Origin of the sequence: Marinobacterium profundum (genome assembly GCF_001528745.1) — a bacterium.
Taxonomy (GTDB): Bacteria; Pseudomonadota; Gammaproteobacteria; order Pseudomonadales; family Balneatricaceae; genus Marinobacterium_A; species Marinobacterium_A profundum.
This window is the reverse complement of sequence record NZ_BCNS01000137.1, coordinates 20,150-32,016: the sequence shown is the minus strand read 5'-3', so window position 1 is coordinate 32,016 and position 11,867 is coordinate 20,150. Positions and strand designations below refer to the sequence as shown.

Here is an 11,867-nt window from a genome sequence, read left to right as displayed (position 1 = left end):
GTTCTTTTTGCCAGCGTACTCGCCTGAACTGAACCCGGATGAATACTTGAACTGCGACCTGAAAAACATGGTGCACAGTGGTCCGGCGGTCCGCTCGATTGAAGACCTGAAGAAACGCACTCGATCATGCATGCTCACATTGCAACGTCGGCCAGAACGGGTAAAAACATATTTCCGGGCAGGACACATTCTGTATGCAGCGTGATCGATGTATTTATCCGCCGGGTTAATAACAGTTGAGTTCAATGACATGGGTAACCCTTTACAGGAAACTTTAATTCCTGGACCTTGGATATGTAGTGCTAGCAGCCTGTCGGACTTACCACTGATCTACTGCGGAAAAGCTGAATTTGGTCATTTTATGTGCTCTTTTTTACTCGTCGCAGGCTCCTCGGTCTGCGACCCCGCTAAAACGGTTCTTTACACTGCGTTCCAAGTGTTAAATAGAACCACTATTCGCCTCAAAAGAGCCCAAAAACTGCCTCAAATCGGTCTTTCCCTCGCTACGACCGATCAAGTCCGACAGGCTGCTAGGCTGCGGGGAGCATGCTGATGTGCATGAACTTCGTCTGAGTGGGATTAACGCGTTGCTTCAAGTACAAGGTTGACCAGTTGTTCAAAATCAATTTGAACGATTGTTCAAATCTGGTTAGGATGTGGGCATTGAATGGCGCGACGCGCGAATTGAGAGGCGAGGACTAACATGGCGGACAAGATTCAGATCGACATCATCTCGGATGTCGTGTGCCCCTGGTGCATCATTGGTTACAAGTACCTGGAAAAGGCGATTACTGAGCTGGGGCTGGAAGACAGGGTTGAAATCGAATGGAAGCCGTTCGAATTGAACCCAGACATGCCGGCCGAGGGTGAAAACCTGCGTGCTCACGTCGCCAAAAAATATGGCAGCACGCCTGAAGAGAGCATCAAGGCGCGGGCCAACATGACCAAGATAGCCGGCGAGCTGGGCTTCAGGTTCGACTATTTTGACGACATGAAAATGGTTAACACCCGCGATGCCCATATCCTGCTGGAATATGCCGCTGAGCAGGGCAAGCAACATGCGCTTAAAATGCGCCTGTTTGAAGCCTTCTTTAGCAACCGGCAGGATGTATCCGACAAGCAGATTCTGGCTAGAGTCCTGGAATCCGTAGGCCTGAATGCCGCAGAGGCATTGGCGGAGCTGGATAATCCGGCTGCCCGCGATAAAGTTGCCGGGGAAGAAGAATATTGGCGCAGTATGGGTGTTTCATCGGTGCCGACCATAGTGTTTAACCGCAAGAGCGCGGTGACCGGAGCTCATCCAACGGAAGTGTTCAAGCAGGTTTTAGCGGAGATTGCTGAGCAGGGATAAATTGGAAGTGGGCTAAAGTCAGCTTGTGATGATTTAATGAAAGGGTGCTCCCAATAATAGTGATGTTGGGGGCGATTTTTTTAAAATATGATATCGGTTGTCTTATTTACCTTGAAGAATGCGCCCCGATGAAGCCTTTCCGCTGTGCTCGGACGCCATTATGTTGGCGGCGCTAACGGAACATCCTGTTCCTAATCGCCGGCTCGACAGTCCCTGTCTTCGCCCCTGCGGTCCTTGTCGCACAATGACGCCAGTGCTCGCCGGCTTCATAAGGGGGAAGGAGGCCACTCTGATGTATTAGACGTTTTAATCTGCTCCCCACCTGTCTGCATTTCATATTTTTTATAACGCATGCTGTAACGATGAAGAGTGGGAGCATCCTGCATCTAATCGCCGGCGCAGCAGTCTCTGCTGTTCGCCTTTGGGCCTGATCGTACAATGTCACCAGTGCTCGCTGGCTTCATAAGGGGGAAAGGGGCCGCTCTGATGTTTTGGATTGAATTATATAAAACTGACTTCATCCCATCACTTATCTGGATTTAATGCTGATTCATAACGCCTGCGATTATCGCTAAAAGCTACCACGCTTCTTTGAATCTGCTATGTCGACTAATTATGCATTCTCTGATGGCTCAATGTCTTCGCCGAACATGATTCGGTGGCCTTCTGGGGTGATAACACCAAACTCCCGTAAACCCCAGGGCTTGTCGGATATTGCCTGGCATATCTCGGCGCCGCGCTGCTGGTAGTCACTGTAGAGCTCATCAATGCCGTCGCAATTCACATAGGCGAAGTACGAATGGTTATGCGTATCGCGGGCCGGTACCTCGTCGGGGCAGTGTCCCAGCATCACATGGAAGCTGCACAGACTAAGGAACGACCAGCCACCCACCCGGAACCGAACCGAAAATCCAAGCTTGTCGAGAAAATAGCTCTCGCTCTTCTCAAGATCATTGACCGCCAAAACGTGCTGGGTTGCTTTTACTGTGAACATTATTGACTTCCTTTACGGGTGTTGATACTCATTGCAAGTAAGGACCGGAGGAGTCACTAAGATGGCCCCTGAAAACATGAGATCTTGGCGCATACGTATTTATAAAATTATGAACTTCGGGGTATGTGAATAAAACGCTTGGAACTTTATAAGTTTTATTTTGATGTGAGTTTTTTAACAAATAGGCTAGATAGCCTCCCTGTTTTGTTCGCACCAAGGTTAGATCGTTACTCCAACCGCAGAACTCATCTCTACCTCGCCAGTTTTTGAAGTTAATACCAGCTCTAGTTAATTCTAGACAGGGTATAGAGCATAGAAGTAAAGCTACAATAGCTAGTATTCCAGTCAGCAGTAGAGATACGAGCGCAATGCTGTCTGAATTGATGCTTCCTCTATAAGCAGCCAGCCCAATCCCTAATAGAAATGGTAACCAAGTATTTTTGATGGCAATCTTCAATGCATCCTTGAATTTTACTCTGAGGCTTAAGGGTTCCATGTTTCTTCCTGTAGAATTGTATTCTATCCTTGAAGGCCGTTTTTCCTGTGGCCTGTATTTCCTGATGGATTCTCGTCAAAATCAGGCGCAATGCCAAGTAGAGTGAGCTGTTCAGATCATATTGATACAGCCAACTCTTTTTGCCAACTCTGCCGAACGAACCTAAAAACCACGCTACCGCCCGCTCGAAGACTGAATGCCGTCTTGCGATGCTGCGCAGGCAGGGCCAGTAAAGCAGGGGAATGGGGGGAGGGATTTCACCCAGCCTGGCTTCCGTTGCTTAGCTGACGATTACTTTTGACGATCAAAGCATTGCACCAGTACTCCGTCGGTGCTCACCGAATAATGCCTAAAACAGGATCAAGTTGGAAGGAGAAAATCGCAGGTGCGAGGTGCGAGGTGCGAGGTGCGAGGCTATAGAGCAGCTGCACCGCTGCATGGTGCAATTCGCAAACTCATTGGCACTCTACAAAAATCCAGTGCCCGATAGTTAGGTTCCGCTTTGACCATCTTACATTCGAATATCAAATCGCAACCGTTAACCCGGCACCGCCAATACGCAAGAACGGCTCCAATCCCCCTTATGAGCAGAAAATTGCTCCTGCATTTTCTGGCTACTGGCCATCCATGGCCATATGCCGGCGAGCACTGAGGTCATTCGACGATCCGGCCCGAAGGGGTGCAACAGGGACTGTTGCGCCTCCGATGAGGTACATGGATGTACCGTCAGCGGAGCCCGTTGAATGATCTCAGAGCGCAGCGAAAGGCTTCATTGGGGCGCTTTCTTTGGTTACTTTCTTTCGCGCGAGCAAAGAAAGTGACACGCCAAGAAGGCGTTACATGGACCATCAAGGATCGACGAAGCGTCCGCCTACACAGGTTGCTATATATGCTCCCACCTTGCTTCTGCACAGCCTGGCGACATACAACGATTAGGCAGAACCCTACCGCCGCATGATGCAATTCGCAGGCTCATTGGCATCCTACAAAAGCCAGTTCCCGATGGGCAAGCTCTGCTTTGCCCATCCTACATTCGAATATCAAATTGCAGCCGTTAATCTCGCACCGCCAATACGCCAATACGCCAATACGCCAATACGCCAGAACGGCTTCGTTCCCCCTTATGAAGCCAGCGAGCACTGGAGTCATTGTGCGATCAGGCCGAAAGGTCGATACAGGGACTGTATCGATGCCGATTAGCACATGGATGTGCGTTAGCGGCGCCCGCACAATGGCGTCGGAGCGCAGCGAAAAGGCTTCATTGGGGCGCGCTTTCTTTGGTTACTTTCTTTCGCGCGAGCAAAGAAAGTGACACGCCAAGAAGGTGTTACATGGACCATCAAGAATCGATGAAGCGTCCGCCTGCACCGGTTGCTATATATACCTCCGACCTTGCTTTCGCACAGCCTGGCGACATTCAACGATTAGGCAGAACCCTACCGCCGCACGGTGCAATTCGCAGGCTCATTGGCACCCTACGAAAGTCGGTGCTCGACGGGCAGGCTCCGCTTTGCCCAGCCTGCAATTGGATATCAAACCGCTCGCGTTAAATTAGACCACCAAGACACCAGATCGCCCCACAACAACAGGTATAATACCCGCCCACCACCCCGACCAGCAGAGCCAGACAACGCCATGGGATTTTCCACCACCGGTCTTAATCAGTCACTGATTGATACCGTTACCGAACAGGGCTACACCGAACCCACGCCGATCCAGGTTGCCACCATCCCGGCCATTCTTGCAGGACAAGACCTGATGGCCGGCGCCCAGACCGGTACCGGCAAAACCGCCGCCTTTGCGCTGCCGATCCTGCAACTGCTGAGTGAGGCGCCCGTATTCGCGTCGCCCAAGCGCGCTATTCGGGCGCTGGTGCTGACGCCTACACGGGAGTTGGCCCAGCAGGTGTACAAGAGCTTTGTGGCCTACGGCAGCCAGAGTGCGCTGCAGACGGCGCTGGTGTACGGCGGTGCCAGTGTTAACACCCAGATGGCGGCACTCGCCAGTGGCGTGGATATTCTGGTGGCAACGCCCGGGCGTCTGCTGGATCTGATTGGTCGCGGGGCGGCGGATCTGAGTCAGGTGCGCCATCTTGTGTTCGATGAGGCGGATCGCATGCTGGATATGGGCTTTATCGACGAAGTGCGCCGTATTATCAAACCCATCCCGGCTGCGCGGCAGACGCTGCTGTTCTCCGCCACCTTTGGGCCTGAGATTTTTGCACTCAGCAAAAGCCTGCTGAAGGATCCCACCCTGATTGAGGTGGACGCCCGCAACACTGTCGCTCGCAGGGTTGAGCAGATGGTGTACGCGGTGGATGCCGATCGCAAGCGCGAGCTGATCTCCTATCTGATCGGCAGCAAGAACTGGCATCAGGTGCTGGTATTTACCCGCACCAAGCAGGGCGCGGATGAACTCGCCAGCGAGATGTGCAAGGACGGTCTAAAAACCCAGTCGATCCACGGCGACAAATCCCAGGGTGCGCGGGAGCGGGCGCTGGAGGCCTTCAGGGCGGGGGATACCCGGGTGCTGGTGGCCACTGACGTGGCGGCACGCGGGCTGGACATCGATCAGCTGCAGTATGTGATCAACCATGAGTTGCCCTACAACGCCGAGGACTATATCCACCGTATCGGGCGTACCGGCCGTGCGGGCGGCTCCGGCATGGCAATATCGTTGCTGAGCCCGGCGGAAAACTACCTGCTGGAACAGATAGAAGTCATCCTCGACGAGCGCTTGATGCAGCAATGGTTGCCAGGCTATGAACCGGACCCGACGAAAGAGGTGCGCAATACCCGCAGCGTCAGCAGGGGCACCCAGAATAAACGTGCGCGGGAGCGTGCGCTGGGCAAGAAGCCGGATCGTCGTCGCCGTTGATAGCTGATAGCTGGATTGAGCAAGCGTACACGGGCCCCTGACAGGCCCGGGCGCTTTGGTCTTATTGAGTTGGTGTGGGCGCGTTCAGCGCCAGGTAGTTTTCGATCCCCTCTATCCGATCTTCCGGATGGTGGTTCACGTAGATCACCGCAGTCTCGGTGCCGGCGCAGATCTTCTCGATCAGTGCCAGCACCAGCTGGCGGTTCATGTCATCCAGCCCCAGGCAGGGCTCATCCAGAATCAGCAGCGGCGGGTGCTTCACCATGGCGCGGGCGATCAGCAGCAGGCGCTGATCACCGTAGGACAGCTTGTTGAAAGGCTGATCGGCGCGATGGCTCATGCCCAGCAGCGCGAGCCACTGATCGGCAATCTGGCGCTGACGGTCGCTGTACTTGCTGTACAGGCCGATGCTGTCGTAAAAACCGGAGATGATGACATTGCGCAGGCTGGTGCCCACCCGGTATTCCCACTGCAGCGCACTGGAGACATAGCCGATGAACTGCTTGATCTGCCAGATGCTCTCGCCGCTGCCGCGCTTGAAACCGAACACAAAGATATCGTTGACGTAGCACTGCGGATGGTCGCCGGTAATCAGCGACAGCAGCCCGGTTTTGCCGCTGCCGTTGGGGCCGCTCAGCTGCCAGTGCTGGTTGGGGTTGATGGTCCAGTCCAGGTCGCTGAACAGCGCCTTGTCATCGTACTTGATGCTCACGCCATTGAGATGCACCAGCGGCTGAGCTGGGTCCAGCGCCGGGATGGCGGTTTCAGGGTCTGCGGGCGGCACCGCCAGCTGGGTGGTCTTGAGGTGCAGCAGCTGATAGAGCTCGGCATAGGCCTTGGGATCATCGCGCTTCACCTGTAGCTGCAGCTCGCCCTGGTTGACGTAGGCGATATCGGTGATGAAGTCGGGGAATTCATCAAAGCGGTTCAGTACCAGCACCATGGGCACGGTTTCGATCAGCGTGGCCAGATAGGCTTGCAGCATCGACAGGGTGTCGACATCCAGGCCATCGAAGGGTTCGTCCAGCACCAGCAGTTCGGGGTTGCTGGACAGCGCCCGAATGAGCATCACCTTGCGCGACTCCCCGGTGGAGAGCTTTCTGAAGGCGCGATCCAGCAGGTATTCCAGCTTGAATCGGGCCACCAGATCGCGGGCGGTCGCGGGGTCTGCGCAGTCCTTGAACAGCATTTCATGCACCGGGGTGCCTTCGGAGATGACATCGAGAATATCGGCGTCATCCTTTTTGCGTTCGGCTTCGATCAGCTCGGCCTGGGCCTCAAAGGACACTACACCGACCCGTGCAGGCAGGCCGCTAAGGCTGCCCGAGACCCGCTCACCGGCACCTGCCAGCACGGCAGCCAGGGCGGATTTGCCGGCGCCATTGGTGCCGGTGATGACCCAGTGCTGCTCGGGCTCAATTTGCCAGTTGATATTGTTTAGCTGAAAACGCTCATCAAACTGAATCGTTAGCGCTTCCAGGTGAATAGGGCGGCGAGTAGTCATGGGAGGGAATCCAGCCAGGGTTGTTGCTCAGGCACCTTTAACAGGCGTTTTGGAAAAGTTGCGTTCAAAAAAAAGCCGGGACACAAGTCCCGGCTTTTTTAGTGCGCGATGCCTGCACAGTACCGCAGGCATCGCTCACTCAAGAAGACTTATACAATCTTCTTCATGTCGGCCATGTGGCCGCGCAGTACAGCGCCTATAGCTTCAACCGGGTGGCTGCGCAGGGCTGTGTTGACTTCGATCAGACGGGCGTTGTCGACACCGTTGTCGTCAACCGGCAGACCGCGACCGATAACGTCGGTCTTGATGCCCTTCATGAAGTCGGCCAGCAGCGGCAGGCAAGCGTGGTTGTACAGGTAGCAACCGTACTCGGCGGTATCGGAGATCGTTGCGTTCATCTCGTACAATTTCTTGCGCGCGATTGTGTTGGCGATCAGCGGGGTTTCATGCAGCGACTCGTAGTAAGCGGAGTCGGCAACGATGCCAGCAGCAGTCATGGTTTCGAAGGCCAGCTCAACGCCCGCCTTAACCATGGCAACCATCAGGATGCCGTGGTCGAAGTATTCCTGCTCGGAGATTTCAACATCGCCGGCCGGAGTCTTCTCAAACGCTGTTTCGGCGGTTTCAGCGCGCCATCCCAGCAGGTTTTTGTCATCGTTCGCCCAGTCTTCCATCATGGTGCGGGAGAAGGTGCCGTCGATGATGTCGTCCTGGTGCTTGTTGTACAGCGGACGCATGATGACTTTCAGCTCTTCGGACAGATCAAACGCCTTGATCTTGGCCGGGTTGGACAGGCGGTCCAGCATGTTGGTCACGCCGCCGTATTTCAGGGCTTCGGTCACTGTTTCCCAGCCGAACTGGATCAGCTTGGAGGCGTAACCTGCGTCAACACCTTCTTCGATCATCTTGTCGAAGCACAGCAGGGAGCCGGTCTGCAGCATGCCGCAGAGGATAGTCTGCTCGCCCATCAGGTCGGATTTAACTTCGGCGATGAAAGACGACATCAGCACGCCGGCCTTGTGGCCGCCGGTGCCAACGGCGTATGCCTTGGCCAGGGCCAGGCCTTCACCCTTGGGATCGTTGTCTTCGTGAACGGCGATCAGCGTTGGCACACCGAAGCCACGCACGTATTCAGCGCGAACTTCAGAACCCGGGCACTTGGGTGCAACCATGATGACGGTCAGGTCTTCACGTACCTTCATGCCTTCTTCAACGATGTTGAAACCGTGAGAGTAGGACAGGCAGGCACCCTGTTTCATCAGCGGCATAACAGCGGTCACTACGGACGTGTGCTGCTTGTCAGGCGTCAGGTTCAGGACGATATCAGCGGTAGGAACCAGCTCTTCGTATGTGCCGACGGTGAAGCCGTTCTCGGAAGCGTTTTTCCAGGACTGGCGCTTCTCGGTGATGGCTGCCTGACGCAGGGCGTAGGAAACATCCAGGCCGCTGTCGCGCAGGTTCAGACCCTGGTTCAGGCCCTGGGCGCCACAACCGATGATGACCATTTTCTTGCCTTTCAGAGCGGAAACGCCGTCTGAAAACTCGGAAATGTCCATGAAACGGCACTTGGCCAGTTGCTCGAGCTGCTCACGCAGGGGCAGGGTGTTGAAATAATTGTTTGGCATTTTGAAATTCCCGTATATGTAAGCAGCTGCCAGAGCAGCTAAAACAACGTATTAAGCCAGGCTTGCGTAAACAAAGCGCTGTGCAGCCCATCAAATCTGGCGAGGTATTATACCTCCAGATTTGCTCAGGGGCTGCACCGCCTGAAAATCTAGTGGGGCTACTGTAGCGAAGATGCCTTCTTTCGTAAATCGATATAAACGCAACACCGTGTGCCATATTTTGCAATAACGGTTAAGCTAGCCCCATGGACATACGCACTCTTAAACACTTTATCGCCCTGGCCGACAGCCTGCACTTTGGCCGCGCCAGCGCCAGCTGCCATATCAGCCTGTCGGCGTTGTCGCGCAATATCCGCCAGCTGGAAGACGAACTTGGTGTCACGCTGTTCAGGCGCGATAACCGCAGCGTTTCCCTCACCGATGAGGGGCAGAGATTCCAGCAGTACGCCCGCGAGGCGATTTCGCAGTGGAACCTGATTCGTAACGCACTGGCGGGCGGGGCCGATCAGCTGCACGGTGAAATCAGTCTGTACTGCTCGGTCACCGCTGTGTACAGCATCCTGTTTGACCTGCTCAATCGCTTTCGCCACGACTTCCCGGATATAGAACTCAAGCTGCACACCGGCGACCCGGAATATGCCATAGCCCGGGTCGTCGCCGGTGAAGAGGATATCAGCATCGCAGCCCAACCCCGCTCCCTGCCAAGGGGCGTGGTCTGCAAGCCGATCACAGTGTCGCCGCTGCGCTTTATCGCACCCCTGGAACAGAGCGACCCGGATGTGCCCCTTACCCCGCCGGCCTCGGCGGCGCAATGGGCCCAGGTGCCCATGATACTGGCGGAGGGCGGCATCGCCCGCAAACGTATCGACGCCTGGTTCCACAAGATGGACGTCAACCCGCGCATCTACGCCCAGGTGGCGGGCAACGAGGCCATCGTCAGCATGGTGAGTCTGGGGCTCGGTATAGGCGTGGTACCCGAAATCGTCCTCAAAAACAGCCCCATGGCGGATCGCATTCGCATCCTCGACGTGCAGCCAGAACTCGAGCCCTACGATATAGGCCTGTTTGCGCTGAAGAAAAACCTCAGCAACCCGCTGGTGAACGCGTTCTGGTCATTGATTCAAGAGCAGTGATTTTTAGGTGAAAGGTGAAAGGTGCGAGGTTCGAGGTTCGAGGTTCGAGGTGGCAAAGAAAGGGGCTAGGTTCTAGGGGCTAGGGGGCGAAGAAAGGGGCGAGGTGGCAAAGAAAGGTGCGAGGGGCTAGGGGCTAGGGGCAAGAAAAAGCGGCGGCGACAGCGCTTTATCGGTCATTACGCAGAGCTGGGTCAGCAACACTGAAATATCAGAACGGCTCCGATCCCCCTTATGAAGCCAGCGAGCACTGGGGTTATTCGGCGAATTGGCCCGAAGGGGCGTAACAGGGACTGTTGCGCCTGCGATGAGGTACATGGATGTACCTTCAGCGCAGCCCGCCGAATGATCTCAGAGCGCAGCGAATAGGCTTCATCGGGGCGTGCTTTCTTTGGTTACTTTCTTTGCACGAGCAAAGAAAGTGACACAACCAGAGCTCTTAACAGGGAATATCAGAATATCACCCTATCTCTTTGTAATATAAATTCTTTCGAAGAATATATCCCCCATTTTTGACGCATCAAAATCCTGCAAAGTGTCACCTATGTCATTGAACTCAATTGTTACCTATGTCATTGCACTCAACTGTTACCCATGTGGTTGAACTGTGGTTGAACCGTACCGGTAAAGGGTGCGATTCGCTGTGGTGAACGGTGCGATTCGCTTCGCTCATCAGCACCCTACGGGCCCCCTGCGCAGCCTTGCGGAGCATTGCCGTGCATGGCGGAAGGTTGCCGTACCCGAGCCACCTCACTCCCTCTTGCGATAACTGCTTGGTGATACCCCCGTCCAGTGCCGAAATGCGCGGGTAAATGCCGAGGGCTCCGAAAACCCCAGTTCGCGCGCGATACTCGACACCGGCAGGCTGGGCTGGCTCAGCAGATGGATGGCGGTATCGCGGCGCAGCCCGTCTTTTATATCCTGGAAGTGGGTGCCCTCATCGGTGAGCTTGCGTCTCAGGGTGCGGGTGGTCATGTGCAGCGCGCTGGCGGTATCTTCCATGCTGGTGCTGGCCAGGCTGTCGGCACGCTCCAGCTGATCCAGCACGCGGCGAGTATAGATGGGGTAAAAGGCCTGGCGGCTAAACCAGTCAAGCGGGGCGCGTTTCATGTACGTACGCAGGTTGGCAACCGTCTGCACTATGGGGGCATCGAGTTGGTCGCGGCTGAATTCGAAGCCATTGAACGGCTGCTCGTAGGCCACGGGCGCCGGGAACATCAGGCGGTATTCGGCGGCGTGACGCGGGCGGGCGTGGGTAAAGCACATGCGACTCAGTTCCACCCGCCGACCAATCATCCAGCCGGGGAAACGGTGCCAGATCAGCAGCAGGAATTCACACAGGCTGTGCTCGGTATCCATACTCGGGTCCGTCAGACGCAGGCTCAGGCGGGCGCTGTCATCCCATTCATCAAAGCCAAATTCCACCGCCTCGGACACCAGGTTGTAAAAGTGACAGCTGCGCCTCAGTACCGAGCGCAAGGTCGTGCCATACAGCGCCTGACGGGCCATCAGCGGAAAGATGCCAAAGCGGCAGGGGCGGCTGCCCAGACACAGAAATTCATCGTCCGCAGTGTGCCAGAGTTGTTGCACCAGGGCGCTGAGTTGATGGGGTGTGATGCGTACCTGGGGATTGTCGAGCAGGCCGCGGTGCAGGCCCGCCCGCTGCAGCATCTCGTCGCAGTTGTGGCCACGGCGTTCAAGCCCGGCAATAAAAGTACGGGCATAGTGGACCGAGATGGAATGACGCGGTGAACTCATGGGCCTGTCCGTATTGGCTATGCTGATCACGGATTATGCCGTAATAGGGCAGGCCCGGGTAAGTGGGCTGTCCGGATATGTCAATTATACGGCTGGGATTGTCATTGTGACGCACCCCTGGCTGATCCAGAC

9 protein-coding genes are annotated in these 11,867 nt (G+C 55.5%); 4 read left to right on the top strand and 5 right to left on the bottom strand.

Annotated features, from left to right (window positions below; genetic code table 11):
* On the top strand, positions 1 to 205 hold a 205-nt coding region (locus tag MPRO_RS25875; protein ID WP_173645517.1), incomplete at its 5' end, for a transposase.
* Between the two features lie 498 nt (positions 206 to 703).
* The gene (locus tag MPRO_RS15775) at positions 704 to 1,351 is read left to right on the top strand and encodes a DsbA family oxidoreductase (protein WP_067294784.1); all 648 of its coding nucleotides are present in this window, start codon (positions 704 to 706) and stop codon (positions 1,349 to 1,351) included.
* Between the two features lie 613 nt (positions 1,352 to 1,964).
* On the opposite strand, the gene MPRO_RS15770 is transcribed toward MPRO_RS15775, so the two are convergent.
* Both MPRO_RS15770 and MPRO_RS25870 read right to left on the bottom strand, forming a co-directional pair.
* On the bottom strand, positions 1,965 to 2,345 hold the full coding sequence (locus tag MPRO_RS15770) for a VOC family protein (RefSeq protein ID WP_067294781.1): 381 nt from the start codon (positions 2,343 to 2,345) through the stop codon (positions 1,965 to 1,967).
* 28 nt (positions 2,346 to 2,373) lie between these two features.
* Positions 2,374 to 2,841, bottom strand: coding sequence for a hypothetical protein (locus MPRO_RS25870; protein ID WP_158651838.1), 468 nt, complete (start codon positions 2,839 to 2,841; stop codon positions 2,374 to 2,376).
* Positions 2,842 to 4,476: 1,635 nt separating this feature from the next.
* Between MPRO_RS25870 and MPRO_RS15765 the strand changes: the two genes are divergently transcribed.
* Positions 4,477 to 5,718 carry a DEAD/DEAH box helicase gene (locus MPRO_RS15765; RefSeq protein ID WP_067294778.1) on the top strand — a complete coding sequence of 414 codons (1,242 nt, stop codon included), beginning with the start codon at positions 4,477 to 4,479 and terminating at the stop codon, positions 5,716 to 5,718.
* 61 nt (positions 5,719 to 5,779) lie between these two features.
* On the opposite strand, the gene modF is transcribed toward MPRO_RS15765, so the two are convergent.
* The gene (gene modF, locus MPRO_RS15760; RefSeq protein WP_067294776.1) at positions 5,780 to 7,222 is read right to left on the bottom strand and encodes a molybdate ABC transporter ATP-binding protein ModF; all 1,443 of its coding nucleotides are present in this window, start codon (positions 7,220 to 7,222) and stop codon (positions 5,780 to 5,782) included.
* A gap of 149 nt (positions 7,223 to 7,371) precedes the next feature.
* Positions 7,372 to 8,847: a ketol-acid reductoisomerase gene (gene ilvC, locus MPRO_RS15755; protein WP_067294774.1), complete on the bottom strand. Its 1,476-nt coding sequence runs from the start codon at positions 8,845 to 8,847 to the stop codon at positions 7,372 to 7,374.
* A 245-nt stretch (positions 8,848 to 9,092) separates the two neighbouring features.
* Here ilvC and ilvY point away from each other — a divergent pair, with 245 nt between their 5' ends.
* Positions 9,093 to 9,980, top strand: a complete 888-nt coding sequence (gene ilvY / locus MPRO_RS15750; protein ID WP_067294771.1) for an HTH-type transcriptional activator IlvY — start codon at positions 9,093 to 9,095, stop codon at positions 9,978 to 9,980.
* A 747-nt stretch (positions 9,981 to 10,727) separates the two neighbouring features.
* Here ilvY and MPRO_RS15745 read toward each other — a convergent pair.
* Positions 10,728 to 11,735: an AraC family transcriptional regulator gene (locus tag MPRO_RS15745; protein WP_067294769.1), complete on the bottom strand. Its 1,008-nt coding sequence runs from the start codon at positions 11,733 to 11,735 to the stop codon at positions 10,728 to 10,730.
* Between the last annotated feature and the right edge of the window lie 132 nt (positions 11,736 to 11,867).

Coding starts and splice junctions, on each gene's coding strand:
- ilvC (WP_067294774.1), bottom strand. CDS start 8,847: ATGCCAAACAATTATTTCAACACCCTGCCCCTGCGTGAGCAGCTCGAG.
- MPRO_RS15775 (WP_067294784.1), top strand. CDS start 704: ATGGCGGACAAGATTCAGATCGACATCATCTCGGATGTCGTGTGCCCC.
- MPRO_RS25870 (WP_158651838.1), bottom strand. CDS start 2,841: ATGGAACCCTTAAGCCTCAGAGTAAAATTCAAGGATGCATTGAAGATT.
- MPRO_RS15745 (WP_067294769.1), bottom strand. CDS start 11,735: ATGAGTTCACCGCGTCATTCCATCTCGGTCCACTATGCCCGTACTTTT.
- modF (WP_067294776.1), bottom strand. CDS start 7,222: ATGACTACTCGCCGCCCTATTCACCTGGAAGCGCTAACGATTCAGTTT.
- MPRO_RS15765 (WP_067294778.1), top strand. CDS start 4,477: ATGGGATTTTCCACCACCGGTCTTAATCAGTCACTGATTGATACCGTT.
- MPRO_RS15770 (WP_067294781.1), bottom strand. CDS start 2,345: ATGTTCACAGTAAAAGCAACCCAGCACGTTTTGGCGGTCAATGATCTT.
- ilvY (WP_067294771.1), top strand. CDS start 9,093: ATGGACATACGCACTCTTAAACACTTTATCGCCCTGGCCGACAGCCTG.